Genomic DNA, 18018 nt, shown 5'->3' with positions numbered 1-18018 from the left:
GGACCACTACGGCTACGACACACCACCCGCTCGACTCCGCGCCCCCGTCCCCTACCCCCTCGCTCCCGTCCCCGTACCTCTCCTCCTCGCCCCCGGAGAAGCCCGCCCATGTCCACCGCTCCCTCGACCACCACGGCCGAGGTCCCGCAAGAGCCGGCCCCGGCACCGTCCCCCAGCCGCTGGGCCCCGCTGCGCCCCCTGATCCTGCGTCTGCACTTCTACGCCGGAGTGCTCGTCGCCCCGTTCCTGCTCGTCGCCGCGGCCACCGGCTTCCTGTACGCCGGTGCCTTCCAGGCCGAACGGATCGTGTACGCCCATGAGTTGACGGTCCCCGTCGGCGACCGCGAACTGCCGATCTCGCAGCAGGTGACCGCCGCCCGCACGGCGCACCCCGAGGGCACGGTCTCGGCGGTCCGGCCCTCCCCGGAGGACGGCGCCACCACCCGTGTGATGCTCTCCGGCGTCAAGGGCATAGCCGCCGACCACACCCTCGCGGTGTTCGTCGACCCGTACACCGGAAAGGTCCGCGGCGCGCTCGAACAGTACGGCTCGACCGGCGCGCTCCCGCTGCGCACCTGGATCGACGAACTCCACCGCGATCTCCAACTCGGCGAAACCGGCCGCCTGTACAGCGAGTTCGCCGCGAGCTGGCTGTGGGTCATCGCGGGCGGCGGCCTGGTGCTGTGGTTCTCCCGGCGCCGTGCCCTGCGCAAGGTGCGCGGCACGAGCGGCCGGCGCCGCACCCTCGGCCTGCACGGCACGGTGGGCGTCTGGACCGCCGTAGGCTTCATCTTCCTGTCGGCGACCGGACTGACCTGGTCGACGTACGCGGGCGCCAACATCGACGAACTCCGCACCTCCCTCGGCCAGTCGACCCCCTCCGTGTCCGCAGCGGCGAGCGGGGAGCACGCGGGCCACGGCGGCTCCACCGCGACCGGCGACGCCGAACACGGCGTAGGACTCGACAAGATCCTCGCCGCCGCGCGCGCCGAGGGGCTGGGCAACCCCGTCGAGATCGTCCCGCCCGCCGACGCCGACTCGGCGTACGTCGTCAAGCAGGTCCAGCGCAGCTGGCCCGAGAAACAGGACGCCGTCGCCGTCGACCCCACCACGGGCAAGGTGACCGACGAACTCCGCTTCGCCGACTACCCGTTCCTCGCCAAGCTGACCCGCTGGGGCATCGACCTGCACACCGGCGTCCTCTTCGGCCTGGCCAACCAGATCGCCCTCATGCTGCTCGCCGGCTCCCTGATCCTGCTGATCGTGTGGGGCTACCGCATGTGGTGGCAGCGCGGCCGGGGTTCCTCCTTCGGCCGCCCGATCCCGCGCGGCGCCTGGGCCCAGATGTCCCCGCTGCTCCTCGTCCCGTGCCTGGCGGTGATCGCCGTACTCGGTTACTTCGTACCGCTGTTGGGCATTCCGCTGGCCGCGTTCATCGCCGTGGACGTGGTGCTGGGCGAGATCGCGCACCGTCGGGGCGGCCGGACGTACGCGAAGTAGCGACGCATGCGAAGGGGCCCGGTTCCGTGCCGGAACCGGGCCCCTTCGCTGTTCACCGTGCCGCGTCTCAGACCTGCTCGAAGTCACCCGCGAGCGCCGAGGCGATCCGCAGATGCGAGCCGGCCTCCTCGTGGCGCCCCTGGCGCTCCAGCGTGCGGCCCAGCATCAGCCGCGCGTAGTGCTCCACCGGGTCACGCTCCACGAGGGTGCGCAACTCGGCTTCGGCGCGCCGCAGTTGGGCCGAGTGGTAGTAGGAGCGCGCCAGCAGCAGGCGCGGCCCGGTCTGCTCGGGCACCTCCTCGACCAGCCCGCCCAACACCCGCGCCGCCGCGGCGTAGTCCTTGGCGTCGAAGAACATCTGCGCGCGCTCCCAGCGCTCCGCCGGTGTTCCGTGGTCGTAGTACGTCATGTCCACTTGACCTCCTTCGACGTGCACAACGGACCGTGTTGGTTGAATATTCCACTACTGAACCGGCCTCCCCGCGCGCCTCGCCTACCTTGCTACGGCCGCCAGTTCCGCGTTCGCCCGCTCGGTGACCAGGGCCAGCACGCGGCCGGTGGCCAGCAGGTCCTCCTCGGGGATGCCGCCCCAGATCCGGGCGCTCACCGGGCTGGTCTCCTGCGTGATCCGTTCGTACACGGCCCGGCCCGCGTCCGTGATCCGCACCTCGGACGCGTCCGTCGCGACGAGTCCGGCCGCGATCAGTTCGTCGATGGTGCCCTGCACGGAGTCCTCGCCGACCTTCAGGGCCGCGACGCTGTCCGCGGCGAGCCGGCCCCGGTCGACGGGCCCGGCGGCGAGAGCGACCGGCCGCAGGACGATCTGCTGCTGGAAGGCGAGGCCGTGACGGGTGAGGACGCTCTCCAGGACGGCGCGGGCGGCGTAGTGGGCCAGGGCGAGCTTGCGGGCGTCCGCGGGGGTCGTGGTGGTGGTCATGACTGCTCCTTCTCGTACTCACTCGCATGGTCGAGGGGTGTGTCGAGCAGGGTCGCCAGATCCCGGCCGAACTCCCGGCTCCGTGCGCTGCCGAGACCGCCGAGCGGCTCCAGCAACTGCTCCAGAAGACCGTGGACGACCTTGATCGCCCGCCGGGTCGTCTCACGGCCCTGCTCGGTGAGGGCGAGCTGGACCGCGCGGGGGTCCCGGGGGTCCCGGGTTCGCTCGACGAGGCCGGCGGCCTCCAGGGCGCGGGCCAGCTTCGAGACGTAGAGGGCTTCGAGTCCGGTGTGGTCGGCGAGGTGCCGCTGGCTGGGGCGCAGCCCGGAACGCTGCATGCCGTACAGCGACGCGACCAGGGAGTACTGCGCATGGGTCAGCCCCAGGGGAGCCACCGCGCGGTCCACCGCCACGCGCCACTTCATCGACAGCCGCCAGACCAGGAAACCGGGCGTCGCGCCCTCGGATACCTTGCTCATGGCCGATACAGTACATAGCTACTATGTCCATGGCTACTATTTTCGGACGGGAGAACGACAGGACGAGGGGAAGGAGGGCGACAGGACAGGAGGCGGGGAGCGGCCCCGGCCACGGTTCGACGGACTGACGGAACCGCCTCGACGGGTCTAGGTTGTCGCCATGAGCAATCTTGATCGCGAAGCGGTTCCGGCCCTGTGCGGCGGCCGCGGTTTCGTGGTGGCGGAGCCCGTCCGTGAACTCCTCAGCCCGCGCCGGGTCCAGCTCGGCGAGTCCACCGAGGTCCGCCGGCTGCTGCCCAACCTGGGCCGCCGTATGGTCGGCGCGTGGTGCTTCGTGGATCACTACGGCCCTGACGACATCGCCGACGAGCCGGGGATGCAGGTGCCCCCGCACCCCCACATGGGCCTGCAGACGGTGAGCTGGCTGCACGAGGGCGAGGTGCTGCACCGCGACTCGACCGGCAGCGTCGCGACGATCCGCCCGCGCGAACTGGGCCTCATGACCTCCGGCCGCGCGATCAGCCACGCCGAGCAGAGCCCCAAGACGCACGCCCGCCTCCTGCACGGGGCGCAGCTCTGGGTCGCCCTCCCCGACAGTCACCGGCACGTCGACCCGCACTTCGAGCACCACGCCGAACTGCCGGTCGTCACGGCGCCGGGCCTGCGCGCCACGATCGTCCTCGGCGACGTCGACGGCGCGGCCTCGCCCGGCACGACGTACACCCCGATCGTCGGCGCGGACCTGGCCCTCGCCGCCGGAGCGGACGTACGCCTGCCCCTGGAACCGGACTTCGAGTACGCCGTCCTCGCCATGTCCGGCGAGGCCCACGTCGACGGCGTCCCGGTCCTCCCGGGCTCGATGCTCTACCTCGGCTGCGGCCGCACCGAACTCCCGCTGCGCGCCACGTCGGACGCGGGGCTGATGCTGCTGGGGGGTGAGCCGTTCGACGAGGAACTGATCATGTTCTGGAACTGGATCGGACGGTCCCAGGAGGAGATCGCGCAGGCTCGTGAGGACTGGATGACGGGGTCGCGATTCGGCGAGGTGAAGGGGTACGACGGGGATCCGTTGCCGGCTCCTGCGCTGCCTCCGGTGGGGTTGAAGCCGCGGGGGAGGGTGCGCTGAGCCGCTGGGGTGTGGTCGATGGGGTTGGCTGGTGCCCGAAGCCCAAGGCAGTCAGGACAGCCTCGCCGGCATGAGCGTTGCGCCTGGCCGGACTCACACCGAGAACTCACGTATCACCGTGTTCCGGAACACCGCGCTGCCGCCGATCGTGAACAGCGCGAGCCGGGTGTCCAGCAGGTACGGGAACACCTGGCTGGTGTGCACGTAGCGGCCGTCGTCGACGAACATCTCCACCGACGTGCGGTCCACCAGGATGCGCAGCTTCACCGTGCCGGCGGACGGGTCGAACGGGGTGTGGCTCTCCTGCCACTTGCCGGACGTGTCGGCGTTCACCGTGTCGCGTCGGTTGAGGAAGGCGTAGTCGGTGTAGATCCCGGCGTCGATGTGCCGGCCGCCGTCGGGTGAGCGCCTCAACTGGAGCCCGGCGCCGGTGAGTTGGGACCAGGTGAGCTCGGTCGTCACCTCGTAGGAGATACCGGTGTAGTCGAGCACCTTCGTGCCGTCCACGGTCACGTCGCCCAGGTCCACGGTGCGGGAGACATGTGTGTCGAGGCCGGCGACGGGCTGGGAGGCGAGGTAGTAGGTGTTGTCGGGCGCCTTCTCCAGGGTGATCTCGCGGACGACGGAGTCGGTGCCGTTGAAGCCGTCGCAGTCGATGGTGGGGGTGGTGTTGGCGTAGTCCCAGTTGTTCACCCAGCCGATCGCGTACCGGGCGGCCGCGTCCACCGCGCCGCTCGCGTCCCGCTTCTCGAAGGTGACGGCGGCGTACCAGTCCCAGCCGTGGTCGAGCCACTGCGGGTCACTCGTGTCAGCGGTGAACGCGCTGCCGTCGAAGGAACCCGTCCAGTAGGCGTACGTGTTGGGCAGCCCTGAGCTCTTCCCGTTGGCGCTCGCGCCGAGCACCCATTTCACGGTGCCGTCGCCGGCGGTGATGCGGAACAGGTCGGGGCACTCCAGGACGCCGATGCCGTCGTGGACGAAACCGCCCACGTAGGTCCAGGACTTGAGGTCGTCGGAGTGGTAGAAACCGATCTTGTCGTTCTCGGCGAGGGCCATCACCCAGCGGTCCCGGTCCTCGTCGCGGATCACCTTGGGGTCGCGGAAGTCGGCGACGCCGGGGTTGGGCAGGACGGGGTCGGTCCCGTAGTTGGTGAAGGTGAGGCCGCCGTCGGTCGAGTAGTACAGGAACTGTGCCTGGTCGTCGGTGCCGTCGCCGGGGGACATGGTGACGATGACGACGACCGCGCCCGCACCGAACCCGGCCGTGTCGCCGGTGTCGACCACCGCCGAACCCGACCAGAGATCGCCGTTGGGCGTGGTGTCCTTGGCCGCGGCGACCCCGCGGTCGGTGAAGGAGACCAGGTCCGTGGTGGTGGCCAGGCGCCACGCGGTGCCGACGGCACCGGTGAAGTAGTCGGCGTTGTAGAGGTAGTAGTAGCGGTACTCGCCGTCGATCCAGACGGGCCGCTGCGGGTCGTTCTTCCACTGGTCGGGGACCGTGAAGTGGTACGCGGCGCGGTAACTCGCGCCGCTCGCAGCGGAGTCGGTCCCCGGCTCGGGCTTCGAAGCGGCCGCGGCCCTTCCGGCCGGCAGCAGTGCGGCGGCGGTACCCGCCGCCGATCCCGCGAACAGTGATCTCCTGGAAATCCCTGACGCTCCGGGCATGACGCATCGTTCCTCTCATGGCGGCTCCTGCGAACGAGGACTGTAGACCTAACTCGATAAAGGTCAAGCGTTCCCGACTCTTGACAGGTCCGCCGCCCGGTTCCCATCATCTGGGGCATCACCCCTGAACTAACACGAGTTAGGCCCGTTGATGACTGACTCGCACCTCCCCCGCCGCACGCTGCTGCGGTACGGCGCGTACGGGGCCGGAGCAGCCGCCCTGGCCGGGACCGCCGCGAGCTGGGACCGGCTCACGGGAGCCGACATCCCCGGCCGTGACGACGGCTCCCTCGTCGTCGCCACCCTCGGCGCCGCCTTCGACCCGGCCACCGTCGACGCCCTCACCAAGGGCTTCCACCGGCTCCACCCCGACATCCCGCTGCGGGTGAACGCGGTGCAGGCCGTCGACTGGTCGGACTTCTTCGCGAAGATCCTCACCCAGATCGCCGCGGGCACCGCTCCCGACCTGGTGTATGTGGCCACCGAGGGCGTGCAGTTGTTCGCCCAGCGGCTCGGCGTGTCCCTGGACCGCTGGGTGCGGCGGGACGCGGCGGAGCTGCGTGAGTACTTCGCCGACGTCCACCCCTCGCTGGTGGAGTCGATGATGTACGAGGGCAACCTCTACCAGCTGCCCATGGAGTTCAACGCCGCCGACATGTACCTCAACAAGCAGGTGCTGAAGCGGGCCGGCGCGGGGTTCCCGGCGGCCGACTGGAGCCGCGACGACTTCACCGCGCTGCTGCGGGAGATGAAACGAACCGGCGGTGCGCACTTCACGCCGTACTTCTGGACCAACCGGCTGTGGGGCGGCGTGGTGCCCTGGCTCTTCGCGAACGGCACGAACCTGCTGAAGGAGTCGAAAGCGCCCGGCGGCTCCTGGCTGTGGGACACCTTCTACCCGGCCGCCGACCGGCAGGGGCGCGGCGGGGGCTTCCGCTGGAGCACCCCGCAGGCCACCGCCGGCCGGGTCGAGGAGGCGTACGACTATCTCGCCTCCCTCGTCCAGGAGGACCTGTGCACCCGGCCCGAGGGTGGCAACGGCAGCAATCTGGTCGGCGTGTTCTCCACCGGCCGCGTCGGTGTCACACCGGCGGGCGGTTTCTGGGCGGGCGGCCTGCAACAGGCCGGCCTGCGGGCCGACGGCTACGACGTGCAGTACTTCCCGCGCTGGCGCACCCAGCGCCACCAGTTCGGCGCGGCTGGCTACGCGCTGCTGCGCACCTCGAAGAAGCAGGAAGCCGCCTGGGAGTTCATCAAGTACGCGGCCCGCAAGGACACCATGACCCGGCTGTTCCGGAGCAACCAGACCACCCCGGCCCGGCGTTCGATGCTGAACGCGGCCCGCTACGCCGAGAGCGGCCCGGCGCACTGGCAGGTCTTCTACGACACCCTCGACAGGTTTCCCGACACCGGCCCGATCCCCGCGCCGCCGCAGGTCGCCGAGGTGACCGACGTCCTGCTCAAGTACACCGGCACCGCGCTGGCCTCGCCGCGTGCGGTGGGTCCCGCGCTGCGCCGGATGCAGGGCGCCCTGGAGCAGGCCATGGAGCGTGAGGTATGACGAACACCCAGGTACCGAACTCCCAGGTCCCGGCCGTAGGTTCGCGGCCCGCCACGCCACCCGCCGTCGCCGTGCGGCCGTCCGTCCGCGACCGCGGTGCCCGGCTGCTGGCCGCGCTGTTCCTGGCGCCCACGGTCGTCGGCATCGTCGTCTTCACGGTCGTGCCGATCATCGGGTCCGTCGTACTGAGCCTGTTCCACTGGAACGTGATCGACCCGCCCCGTTTCGCCGGCGGCGCCAACTACCGTACGACCTTCACGGATTCGACCGTCCTGGTCTCCTTCCGCAACACGCTCGTCTTCATGGTCCTCGCGGTCGCGCTGCAACTGCTGATCGCGCTGTCGCTGGCGCTCGCGCTGAACGGGCGGATGCCGGGGTGGCTGCGGTCGCTGTTCCGTTCGGCGTTCTTCTTCCCGCTCGTACTGTCCGCCGCGTCTATCTCGGTGGTGATGAAGTACCTGTTCAACCAGGACTTCGGGGTGGTGAACTGGCTGATCGGCCTGGTCGGCGTCGCGCCCGTGCCCTGGCTGACCTCGGAGCACGCGGCGATGGCCACGGTGATCCTGGTCTACGTCTGGCAGCAGTTCGGCTTCTCGTTCCTGCTGTTCGTCGGCGGCCTGAACAACATCCCCAAGGAGATCCACGAGGCCGCCGCCCTCGACGGCGCGACCGGCCTGCGCAAGCACCTCGGCATCACGCTGCCGCTGCTGTCGCCGACGCTGCTCGTCGCGTCGGTGATGGGCATCATCAACGCCCTCCAGGTCTTCGAACAGCCCTACGTCCTCACCGACGGCGGCCCCGGCGACGCCACCCGCACCGTGGTGATGGTGATCTACGAGAGGGCCTTCGAGCAGCTCGACTTCGGCGAGGCGTCCGCGGTGGGCGTGCTGCTCTTCGCGCTGATCATGGCGGTCACCGCCCTCCAGTTCCGGCTCAGCCGGCGTTTCGTCCACTACCAGTGAGCCGGTGAGCCGCATGAGCGCTATGAGCCGAGCAACCCCGCCCCTGAAAGCGACCCCGACTCTGAGTCGCGCACGTCACTCAATCGCCCCCTGGGCCCGGATCGCCGCACTGACCGTGTGCGCCCTGCTGACGCTGGGCCCGGTCATCTGGACCGTCGCCACCTCGCTGCGCACCCCGGCCCAGTCCTTCGACCTGCCCCCGCAGATCATCCCGACGCATCCGACGACCGCGGCCTACCGCGGGGTCTTCGATCAGATCGACGTGTGGCTGCTCGCCCTGAACTCCACGCTGGTGACGGCACTGATCGCCGTCGGCCAGATGATCACGGCGGGCCTGGCCGGATACGCCTTCGCGCGCCTGGAGTTCCGTTTCAAGAAGCCGCTCTTCGGCCTGGTCCTGGCGACCATGATGGTGCCGTTGCAGGTCACCATCGTGCCCGTGTTCCTGGTGCTGAAGTCGATGGGCCTCACCGACACACTCCTCGGCCTGATCATCCCGGCCTTCCCGACGGCCTTCGGCACGTTCCTGATGCGCCAGTACTTCCTCGGTATGCCGAAGGACCTGGGCGAGGCGGCCATGCTGGACGGCGCGGGGACCTGGCGGATCTTCCGCTCGGTGTACGCGCCGCTGGCCACACCCGGCCTCGCGATCGTCGGCGTGCTGGCCTTCAACTACCACTGGAACGAGTTCTTCCGCCCGCTGATCCTGGAGACCTCCAGCCAGAACTACACGCTTCCGCTGGGTCTGGTCTCCCTCCAGGGCAACCTCGGCACCGGGTCGATCTCGGTGGTCCTGGCCGGGGTCGTGCTCTCGATGCTCCCCGCCCTCGCCGTGTTCGTCGTCGGCCAGCGCCCTCTGCGCGAGGGCATCACCTCGGCAGGAGTCAACCGTTGAGCAATGACCCCAACGCGCCGCGTTTCAGGGTCCGTCCGCCCGTCGGCTGGATCAACGACCCCAATGGGCCGTTCCGTTGGCGGGACCGCTACCACCTCTTCTACCAGCACAACCCCGACGCACCGGTGCACGCGAACGTCCACTGGGGCCATGCCTCCAGCGCCGACCTCGCAAACTGGGAGCACCACCCGATCGCGCTCACCCCGACGCCCGGCGGCCCCGACGAGGCCGGCTGCTGGTCGGGCTGCGTGACCGACGACAACGGCACACCGACCGCCGTGTACACGGGAGTTGACCATGCCCACACCGGACTCGGCACCATCTGCCTGGCGCGGGCGGCGGACCCGGACGACGAGCGGCTGACCGAGTGGAAGCCGCTGCCGACACCGGTGGTGGCGGGGCCGCCGCCGGGACTGGACGTGGTGATGTTCCGCGACCCGTTCGTCTTCCGTCACGCGGACCGGCGCTGGGCCCTCGTCGGCGCCGGGCACGCCGACGGCACGCCGTCGGTCCTGCTCTACGACTGCGACGACCTGACCGACTGGCGGTTCGCCGGCGTGCTGCTGGACGGCAAGGACCCGGTGGCCGCGGGCGTGTTCGGCGACAAGTCGGTGGGCTGGGAGTGCCCGCACCTGTACCGGACAGCGGGCGGCGAGCACGTACTTCTGGTGTCCCTGTGGGACGGAGACCCCTGCTCCACCGGATATCTGACGGGCCGTCTGGAGGCCGATGAACAGGGCGGGTTGAGGTTCGGGCCGCGCGCCGGCGGCCGGCTCGACCAGGGGCGGGACTTCTACGCTCCCGCCGTGCTCCAGGAGCCGGACCGCGCACTGCTGTGGGGCTGGTCGTGGGAGGCCCGCCCGCAGGAGGAGATAGACCGCGCCGGATGGGCGGGCGTCCTCACTGCACCCCGGGTGGTCGACATCCACCCCGACGGTTCACTGCGGGTGAGTCCGGCCCCGGAGCTCGAACTGCTGCGCCCGGCCGAGCCGTTCGTCACCGAGCCGGGCCGGGTCCCGCTTCCCCACGCGTACGACCTGACGGTCACCGCATGCGAAGCGACCACGGTGAGCCTGCTCCGGGACGCGGCGGGGCGGGAGTTGACCATCCGGGCGGACCCTGCCTCGGGGACCGTCGTCCTCGACCGCAGTGCCTGGCCCCGGACCGGCAGGGAAGGCTCCGCCCCGATCACCGTGCACGTGCCGAAGGCGCCGGAACTCACGCTCCGGCTGCTCGTCGACGGCTCGCTCCTCGAACTCTTCGTCGCGGACCGGGCCATGGTCACCGAGCGCGTCTACCGCCGCCCCGACGACATCGCCGAGCTGGTCGTCGACGGGCCGGGTGCGCGGGTCACGGGGTGGGCGCCGGGCCCAGGGAGGCGCGACTGACCATGGGTCGGGGCGGGCACGGGCCGGGCGCCCGGGTCACCGGTTGGGCGCCGGACTGAGGGAGGCGCGGTTGACCACAGGGCAGCCCTGGCACGGGTCGGGTGCGCGGGTTACGGGGTGGGTGCCGGACCTACGGAGGTGCGGTTGACCGTGGGCAGGGGCAGAGGCAGGCGCGGACCGGGTGCTCGGGTTACCGGGTGGGCGTCGGATCCAGGGAGGCGCGGTTGACCACAGGGCAGGTCAGGCACGGACCGGGGACCCGGGGTACCAGGAAGGAGGCGCCGGACCCGCGCGGCTGACCAGGCACGGGCTGGCAGCCCGGGTCACCGACTGGGCGCCGGACCCACGGAAGCCCGACTCACCACAGGACACGCCAGCCGCCGGACGGTCGCCGGCGGCGTACGGCCGACCTCGATGGCGTCCAGGAGCAGCCGGGCCGCCGCCTCGCCCATCGCCCGGTGCGGCAGCGCGACCGAGGTGAGCGGCGGGGTGAGGAACGCGGCCATGTGCTCCTGGTCGTCGTAACCGACCACCGACAGATCGGCGGGCACGTCGATCCCGAGCCGGGTCGCGGCGTGCAGGACACCCGCCGCGACCCGGTCGTTGTAGCACAGGACGCCCGTGGGGCGGCGGCCCGGCTCGACCCCGTCGAGCAGGCGCAGCGCTCCCGCGTATCCCGCGGAGATCTCCCCGCCGCCGCGCACGATCCATTCCTTGGGCAGGGTGACGCCCTCGGCGCGCAGGGCGTCCCGGATGCCTCGGGTACGTTCCGCCGAGGCGATGTCGTCCAGACCGCCGATCACGGCGAGCCGGCGGTGGCCCGCACCGAGCAGCAGCCGGGCCGCCGTACGGCCACCGGCGCGCTCGGCGGGGACCACGGCGGGCAGTGAGTCGTCCTCGGGCAGGCAGTTGGCCAGCACGGAGTGGGTGCGGTGCAGGCCCTCGGGGACGCGGACCCGGCGCAGTGACATGGCCGCGTACATGATGCCGTCCACCCGCCGGTCGAGCAGTTCCGCGACGGCCGCGTCCTCCTTGACCGGGTCACCGCCGGAGTCGACGGTGAGGACGAGATGGTCCCTGTCCCAGGCGGTCTCCATCGCACCGCGCAGCAGCCGGCCGGCGAACGGCGAGGACGCGATCTCATCGGTGACCAGCCCGATCACAGCCGTACGACGACGGCGCAGACCGCGGGCCACCGGGTCGGGGCGGTAGCTCAGCTGGGCCGCGGCCTGCCGGATGCGTTCCTGGGTGGCGGGGGAGAGGTTGCCCTCGGCCCGGCCGTTGAACACGAAGGACACCGCGGTGTGCGACACACCGGCGAGCCGGGCGACGTCCCGCGACGTCGGGCGCCCGGTGCCCGTGCTCCCGCTCTCCTCGGCACCGCCCACGCCGCCCGCCGCCCTCACCCAGCCCGACCCTGTCGATCACCGTCCACCCTATCCGCGGGGAGCGCCACGGCACACAGGAGATCCTCAGGGCGATGCGGCGCGGGCGTCCGATGTGATCACCCGGTTCCCCGGAGGGCGGGGGCCGCTTCGGACTGGGCGTAAGCACGTCGTCCGCCGGCGATGCCGACGTCAGCGCCGCGGGCACCATCCCGGACGCTGCCGACGTACAGGCGCCAGTCGGATGGGGCTCAGGCGGCGCACCCTCCAGCGCCACACTCAGCGGATGACGACCGTCGCCAGGGCCGCGACCGTACACAGCTCACCTGGCAGGCGACCCGCCGCGGCCGGCTCTGAACGGCCGCCTCCGGTGCCTCACCCGGCGCCGATCGGGCCGCACATCAGGTTGCCGGGTTCGGCGGGGTCGTCGCTGGTCCAGAACTGGGTCCACAGCGCGGCGAACTCGGGGCGGCTGAGGTAGCCGTCGGCGTCCTGGTCGAGCCGGTCGAAGGCGCCCCCGGTCTCCACGGGCCGCCCGTGCCAGGTGTCGACGAGCCGCTGGTGCTCGCCGCGCGAGATGCGCCCGTCGGCGTTCTCGTCGACCGCGTCGAAGATGGTGTCGGCGGTGGCGGTGACGGCCTCGGGGATGGTCGGCAGCAGGTCCACCATGGCGAGGAGGTCGTCCATGTCGATCCGGCCGTCCCGGTCCGTGTCCACGGTCGCCGACAGATGCTGCCACCAGCCCTTCAGCACGCCGTCCACGCGTGCCGCCAGTTCCGCCCCCTCTCTCACGCGCGGCAGCCGGCCCCAGCGGCCCGCCAGGGCCACGAAGTCCGCTTCCTCCAAGTAGCCGTTGCCGTCCGCGTCGAACGCCTCGAACATGGCCTGGAGCTTGGTCCGCTGGAACTCGCTGGACATCACATGTCTCCTCACTCGCAGTACTGAGGACATGCTTTCCGCGGCCGGCCGCGCCGCAACGGCGCTCAAGCTCATCGAGGCGGGTCCCCGCGCGCCCACGCGCCCGCCCGGTGCGCCGGGCGCCGGTTTGCCCGCGGCGGATGGAGGACCGTTCCCCGGCAACCGTCCACGCCCGTCACGCCCACCGGGGGTCGCCGCCGATTCCGTACCCTTGCGGCATGCGCATGCGCCCCACCCTGAGCTGGACCCCCACGGCGGCGGACCTGCTGCCGGGCACCACCGACCTGGAGCCGATCGTCGACGCGCTGAGCGCCGGCGGTGTGCTGGTGCTCAGCGGGGCGGGCATCTCCACGGAGTCGGGCATCCCCGACTACCGGGGCGAGGGCGGGAGCCTGAGCCGGCACACCCCGATGACCTACCAGGACTTCACCGGGAGCGCGCACGCGCGGCGCCGGTACTGGGCGCGCAGCCACCTCGGCTGGCGCACCTTCGGGCGGGCCCGCCCGAACGCGGGACACCTCGCGGTGGCCGCCTTCGCCCGGGACGCCCACGTCTCGGGCGTGATCACCCAGAACGTCGACGGGCTGCACCAGGCCGCCGGCAGCGAGGGCGTCGTGGAGCTCCACGGCAGCCTGGACCGGGTCGTGTGCCTCTCCTGCCGCGCCATCAGCCCGCGCCGCGAACTCGCCCGGCGCCTGGAGGCCGAGAACCCGGGCTTCGACCCGGTCGCCGCCGGGATCAACCCGGACGGTGACGCGGACCTCACCGACGCGCAGGTCGGGGACTTCCGCGTCATGCCGTGTGCCGGCTGCGAGGGCGTCCTCAAACCGGACGTGGTGTTTTTCGGCGAGGCGGTTCCGCCGCAGCGCGTCGAGCACTGCCGGCGGCTGGTCCGCGAGTCGACCGCGCTGCTGGTCCTCGGCTCGTCCCTGACGGTGATGTCCGGGCTGCGGTTCGTCCGTCAGGCGTCGCAGGAGGGCAAGCCGGTGCTGATCGTCAACCGGGACCCCACCCGGGGCGACCCGCACGCCCGCACCCGGGTCGCGCTGCCGCTGGGAACGGCCCTGACGACCGTCGCCGACCGACTCGGCATCCCGGTCGGCGGGCCGGCGGACTGAGGAACAGGTACTGAGGAACAGGGTCTGGATGACGGCCTTGGACGAAGCAGGGTTCACCGGGACCAGCGTTGACGTGTTGCCCGTCGACCGTCCAAGGGCCGCGCACCTTCAGCAAATGGCGCGCTGATCCGCTGTCGCCCCCGCATTCCTCGGCTCGTGGACTACGGCGAGGTGGGCACGTGCGGGGAGCGGAGCACGAGCAGGGTGATCTCGCTGGGGGCGAAGACGCGGAACGGTGGGCCCCAGAAGCCGGTGCCGCGGCTGGTGTAGAGGAGGGTGCGGGTGCCGTGGTGGGTGAGGCCGGCGAGGGCGGGCTGGTCGAGGCGGACCAGGTGGTGGAAGGGCCAGATCTGGCCGCCGTGGGTGTGGCCGGAGAGCTGGAGGTCGATGCCGGCGGCTGCCGCCCGGTCGATGAACTTGGGCTGGTGGGCGAGGAGCAGGACGGGGAGTTCGGGGTCGGCGCCGTTCAGGGCTCCGGCGAGGTGGGCGCGGTGGCCCGGCAGGCCGGAGGACTCGGCGGTGACGTCGTCGACGCCGGCGACCACGAGCGTGTCGCCTCCGCGTTCCAGCAGCAGATGGCGGTTGCGCAGCGGCTCCCAGCCCAGCTCGTCCATCAGGTCGACCCAGCCCTGGGCCTCGCTGTAGTACTCGTGGTTGCCGGTGACGTAGACCCGGGCCTTGGTGGCTTGCACGGTGCCGAGGGGGACGGCCTGGGCGCGGCGGCGTTCGGCCGTGCCGTCCGCGATGTCGCCGGTGTGGCAGACCAGGTCGGCTTCCAGGGTGTTCACCGTCTCGCACACCCGCGCCGACCAGCGGGCGCGGTCGAGCGGGCCGTAGTGGGTGTCGGTGATGAGGACGACGCGGGTGCCGTCCAACCCGGCTCCCAGCCGCGGGAGTTGCACGTCTAGGCGGCGCACACGTGGTACGCGGCGGGCCTCGGCGTACCCCCAGGCGAGCAGCAGGGCGGAGACGCCGAGGACGGCCCAGGTGACGATGCGGGCCCGGTCCTGGCCCTCGCCGACGCCGGCCACGGTCAGGGCGAGCCGCAACAGGACGCCGAGCAGTACTGACCAGGTGAACAGGACCCAGCTGGAGCCCAGCAGGGTGTCCCCGACGATCGCCGCGCGGTCCTGCTGGCGTCGGCCGTGACCGCGCGCCATGGCGAGCGGCATACCGACGAGACCGAGGACGAACAGGGCGGTGCCGGCCAGCGTGACGGGCAGCGGCCAGTGCTGGCCGGTGAACAGGAGCACCCAGCAGGGCACGGCCCACAGCAGGACGGGGGCGATCAGGGGGAGGTAGCGCATCAGGCGGAGCAGTGGGCTCCGCCGCGGGGCTCGCACTTCGCTGTCGGCGGATCGGGTGTCGCTGGTGTCGGTCACGCTTCCCCTCTCTGACCAGGCTGCCGTCTCGCGCACTGTATCCGGTCGTCCTCGGGCCGGGCGGACGGGAGTTCATGGGTGCGGTCCGGTGGGCGGAGGGTTCTCCGGGGGGCGGCGGGACTCCGCCGTGGACACCTTGAAGCGCTTCGGATCCGATGCGGGTGCGGTGTTCAGGGTGGGTCACAGCGGGCGGCTGTTCCGTCGGCGCGTGCGTTCAGTTCCGTCGGTCCTGGTGAGGTTGAGGTCCTTCCGTTGTGATCTCGCCGGAGCCCCGCTCGATCAGCCGGGTCGGCACGGTGACCGTGCGGGTGGGTGACTGGTCGCCGTCCAGTCTGCGGAACAGCATCTCGGCCGCTGTCCTGCCCAACTGCTCGACATCCTGCGCGATGACGGAGATCCCCGGGCTGAGGAGGTCGGCCAGGGGGAAGTCGTCGAAGCCCAGGTGGGCGACGGTGTTCTGCAGACCGAGCGCGCGCAGCGCCCGTACCGCCCCGATGGTGACCAGGTTCTGGCTGGTGAACAGCGCGGTGGGCGGGTTCGGCAGCGCCAGGAGCTGCTGGGTCGCGGTGATGGCGGATTCCTCGCTGGCCCCTGTGTGCCGGACGATCTCGTCGTCGTAGGCGATGTGCGCGACTTCCAGGGCGTGCCGGTAACCGTCGAAGCGCTGGGCGGCGGTGGGGATGGTCGCGCGGTCGCCGAGGTAGGCGATGCGGCGGTGGCCGGTTTTCAGCAGGTGGTTGACGGCGGTGAGGGCGCCCTGCCGGTTGTCGGAGACGACGGTGTCCGCGTCGAGCAGGCTGGGCTCGCGGTCGACGAAGACCATGCAGGTGCCCGAACGCTGCTCGCTGATCAGATAGCTGTGGTCGTGGCCGGCCGGCACGATCACCAGGCCGTCGACCCGCCGGTCGATGAGAGCCCGGGCCAACTCCCGCTCCCGGGCCGGGTCCTCGTCGAGGCTTCCGACCAGTACGAGCACTCCGCGCTCGCGTGCCACGTTCTCGACGGTGCGGCTCAGGGCCGCCGAGAAGGGGTTCGCCGAGTCCTCGACGAGCATCCCGATCGTGGCCGTACGGCCGTCCCCGCGGCGCAGACTGCTGGCGGTCAGGTTGGGCCGGTAGCCCAGTTTGTCGGCCGCGTCGCGCACCCGGGCGGCGATGGCCGGATCGACGGTGGGCACCTCGTTGACCACGCGGGAGACCGTCTTGATGGCGACGCCCGCCAGTGCCGCCACTTCGCGCATGGTGGGGCGGCTGCGGGGGGACCGCGATGGCGGCTCGCCCAGAGTCATCGTTGTCTCCAACTGATTGTGCGTTACCCAGTCGTTGCCGACGTATGTCTACCAGTGTCTTGACGCGCTCGTCCATACGGGCCCACTATCCCGTCGAGTCAACGTTGTCTCAGCGTCGACCAAGGGACGGCTCGAAAGGGATCACGTCATGAACCTCTCCTCCAGCCAGGCGTCGGGCCTCCGCAGTCGGCGCACCCGTGCGGCGGCCATCGGCGTCACCATGTGCCTCGGCGCCACACTCGCCGCCTGCGGTTCCTCCGACTCGGGCTCCTCCTCGTCCGGCAGCGGGAAGGTGGGTGTGTCACTGATCCTGAAGACCCTGAGCAACCCGTACTTCGTGAGCATGGAGAAGGACGCCAAGACCCAGGCCGCCAAGGACAAGGTGAGCCTCACCGTGGCGGCGGGCACGTCGGACGGCGACACCCAGACCCAGATCACCGCCATCGACAACGCCGTCTCGCGCGGCGACAAGGGCATCCTGATCACCACCAACGGCGACGCGGTGAACACCGCGCTGAAGCGCGCCAAGCAGGCCGGCCTCTTCGTGATCGCCCTGGACACCGCGCCGAACCCGCCGAGCGTCGCGGACATCACCTACGCCACCGACAACGAGCAGGCGGGCAAGCTCGACGGCCAGTACGCGGCGGCGGCCCTGGACGGCAAGCCCGCGGTCATCGCCATGCTCGACCTGTTCAACAACCAGGTCGTCTCGGTGGACATCGACCGCGACCACGGCTTCCTGGAGGGCATGGGCATCGACCCGGGCAGCAAGACCGAGAACGGCAAGGAGGCCAAGTCCGGGAAGTACACCGGCGGCAAGGGCGGCACCTACACGATCGCCTGCCACCAGCCGACCCAGGGCGCCATCGACGGCGGACGCACCGCGATGGAGAACTGTCTGTCGGCCAACCCGGACATCAACGTGGTCTACGCCATCAACGAGCCCGCGGGCGAGGGCGCGTACAACGCGCTGAAGGCGGCGGGCAAGGAGAAGGCCGCCGCGATCTACGCGATCGACGGCAGCTGCTCGGGCCTGAAGAACGTCACCAGCGGCAAGTTCGCCGCCGACGCCGTGCAGTACCCGGGCAAGATGGCGGCGCTCGGCGTCAGCTCCATCGCGAAGCTGGCCCGCGGCGGCAGCAAGCCCAGCGTCACCAACGGCAAGTCGTTCTACGACACCGGCACCGCGCTGGCCGCCGCCAAGCCCATCGGGGGACTGACGGTCCAGACCCCGGCGCAGGCCGCCTCCGCCTGCTGGGGCAGCTGACCCGGTCGGCCGGGTGGGCCGCCGGCAGCCGTCCCGGCACCGGCGGCCCACCCGCACCGCACGAGCCGATGAGCCCGTACCGCATGAGCCCGTACCTCATGGCCCCTACCTCATGAGTTCGTTCCTACGAAGGCCCGCACGAGGGAC

General features: G+C 71.2%; 16 protein-coding genes. 8 read left to right on the top strand and 8 right to left on the bottom strand.

Annotated elements, in window-relative coordinates; genetic code table 11:
• Positions 1 to 108: 108 nt before the first annotated feature.
• The gene (locus OG714_RS06965; protein WP_406119312.1) at positions 109 to 1500 is read left to right on the top strand and encodes a PepSY-associated TM helix domain-containing protein; all 1392 of its coding nucleotides are present in this window, start codon (positions 109 to 111) and stop codon (positions 1498 to 1500) included.
• A 67-nt stretch (positions 1501 to 1567) separates the two neighbouring features.
• Here OG714_RS06965 and OG714_RS06960 read toward each other — a convergent pair whose 3' ends face one another.
• The 3 genes from OG714_RS06960 to OG714_RS06950 all read right to left on the bottom strand — a co-directional run bounded on the left by OG714_RS06960 (position 1568) and on the right by OG714_RS06950 (position 2916).
• Positions 1568 to 1915, bottom strand: a complete 348-nt coding sequence (locus OG714_RS06960; protein WP_406119311.1) for a tetratricopeptide repeat protein — start codon at positions 1913 to 1915, stop codon at positions 1568 to 1570.
• A gap of 78 nt (positions 1916 to 1993) precedes the next feature.
• Positions 1994 to 2437, bottom strand: a complete 444-nt coding sequence (locus OG714_RS06955) for a MarR family transcriptional regulator (RefSeq protein ID WP_406119310.1) — start codon at positions 2435 to 2437, stop codon at positions 1994 to 1996.
• Positions 2434 to 2916 carry a MarR family winged helix-turn-helix transcriptional regulator gene (locus OG714_RS06950; protein WP_406119309.1) on the bottom strand — a complete coding sequence of 161 codons (483 nt, stop codon included), beginning with the start codon at positions 2914 to 2916 and terminating at the stop codon, positions 2434 to 2436. Before OG714_RS06950 ends, OG714_RS06955 begins: the two co-directional genes overlap by 4 nt.
• Positions 2917 to 3076: 160 nt before the next feature.
• On the opposite strand from OG714_RS06950, the gene OG714_RS06945 reads away from it, so the two are divergent.
• Positions 3077 to 4042, top strand: a complete 966-nt coding sequence (locus tag OG714_RS06945; RefSeq protein WP_406119307.1) for a pirin family protein — start codon at positions 3077 to 3079, stop codon at positions 4040 to 4042.
• Positions 4043 to 4135: 93 nt separating this feature from the next.
• Here the strand turns inward: OG714_RS06945 and OG714_RS06940 are convergent, their stop codons facing one another.
• Positions 4136 to 5707, bottom strand: coding sequence for a glycoside hydrolase family 32 protein (locus tag OG714_RS06940; protein ID WP_406119306.1), 1572 nt, complete (start codon positions 5705 to 5707; stop codon positions 4136 to 4138).
• Between the two features lie 151 nt (positions 5708 to 5858).
• Here OG714_RS06940 and OG714_RS06935 point away from each other — a divergent pair, with 151 nt between their 5' ends.
• From OG714_RS06935 to OG714_RS06920, 4 genes are read left to right on the top strand one after another with little or no spacing between them, the layout of a single operon-like run.
• Positions 5859 to 7268 carry an extracellular solute-binding protein gene (locus tag OG714_RS06935; RefSeq protein WP_406119304.1) on the top strand — a complete coding sequence of 470 codons (1410 nt, stop codon included), beginning with the start codon at positions 5859 to 5861 and terminating at the stop codon, positions 7266 to 7268.
• Positions 7265 to 8230 carry a carbohydrate ABC transporter permease gene (locus OG714_RS06930; protein ID WP_406119303.1) on the top strand — a complete coding sequence of 322 codons (966 nt, stop codon included), beginning with the start codon at positions 7265 to 7267 and terminating at the stop codon, positions 8228 to 8230. Before OG714_RS06935 ends, OG714_RS06930 begins: the two co-directional genes overlap by 4 nt.
• Positions 8231 to 8252: 22 nt before the next feature.
• On the top strand, positions 8253 to 9125 hold the full coding sequence (locus OG714_RS06925; RefSeq protein WP_406119302.1) for a carbohydrate ABC transporter permease: 873 nt from the start codon (positions 8253 to 8255) through the stop codon (positions 9123 to 9125).
• Entirely contained in the window at positions 9122 to 10513 is a 1392-nt protein-coding gene (locus OG714_RS06920) for a glycoside hydrolase family 32 protein (RefSeq protein WP_406119301.1), read from the top strand. Before OG714_RS06925 ends, OG714_RS06920 begins: the two co-directional genes overlap by 4 nt.
• 323 nt (positions 10514 to 10836) lie before the next feature.
• Here the strand turns inward: OG714_RS06920 and OG714_RS06915 are convergent, their stop codons facing one another.
• Together OG714_RS06915 and OG714_RS06910 are read right to left on the bottom strand one after the other, a co-directional pair.
• Entirely contained in the window at positions 10837 to 11901 is a 1065-nt protein-coding gene (locus OG714_RS06915) for a LacI family DNA-binding transcriptional regulator (RefSeq protein WP_406131742.1), read from the bottom strand.
• Between the two features lie 372 nt (positions 11902 to 12273).
• Positions 12274 to 12849 carry an EF-hand domain-containing protein gene (locus OG714_RS06910; RefSeq protein WP_406119299.1) on the bottom strand — a complete coding sequence of 192 codons (576 nt, stop codon included), beginning with the start codon at positions 12847 to 12849 and terminating at the stop codon, positions 12274 to 12276.
• A 185-nt stretch (positions 12850 to 13034) separates the two neighbouring features.
• Here OG714_RS06910 and OG714_RS06905 point away from each other — a divergent pair, with 185 nt between their 5' ends.
• Positions 13035 to 13934: an NAD-dependent protein deacetylase gene (locus OG714_RS06905; protein WP_406119298.1), complete on the top strand. Its 900-nt coding sequence runs from the start codon at positions 13035 to 13037 to the stop codon at positions 13932 to 13934.
• A gap of 161 nt (positions 13935 to 14095) precedes the next feature.
• On the opposite strand, the gene OG714_RS06900 is transcribed toward OG714_RS06905, so the two are convergent.
• Together OG714_RS06900 and OG714_RS06895 are read right to left on the bottom strand one after the other, a co-directional pair.
• Entirely contained in the window at positions 14096 to 15316 is a 1221-nt protein-coding gene (locus OG714_RS06900) for a metallophosphoesterase (RefSeq protein ID WP_406119296.1), read from the bottom strand.
• A 214-nt stretch (positions 15317 to 15530) separates the two neighbouring features.
• Positions 15531 to 16604, bottom strand: a complete 1074-nt coding sequence (locus OG714_RS06895) for a LacI family DNA-binding transcriptional regulator (protein WP_406119295.1) — start codon at positions 16602 to 16604, stop codon at positions 15531 to 15533.
• 148 nt (positions 16605 to 16752) lie between these two features.
• Here OG714_RS06895 and OG714_RS06890 point away from each other — a divergent pair, with 148 nt between their 5' ends.
• Positions 16753 to 17871, top strand: a complete 1119-nt coding sequence (locus tag OG714_RS06890; RefSeq protein WP_406119293.1) for a substrate-binding domain-containing protein — start codon at positions 16753 to 16755, stop codon at positions 17869 to 17871.
• Positions 17872 to 18018 lie beyond the last annotated feature (147 nt).

The sequence above is a fragment of the Streptomyces sp. NBC_00989 genome (assembly GCF_045162655.1).
Lineage (GTDB): Bacteria > Actinomycetota > Actinomycetes > Streptomycetales > Streptomycetaceae > Streptomyces.
This window is presented reverse-complemented; position numbering and strand designations above follow the sequence as displayed.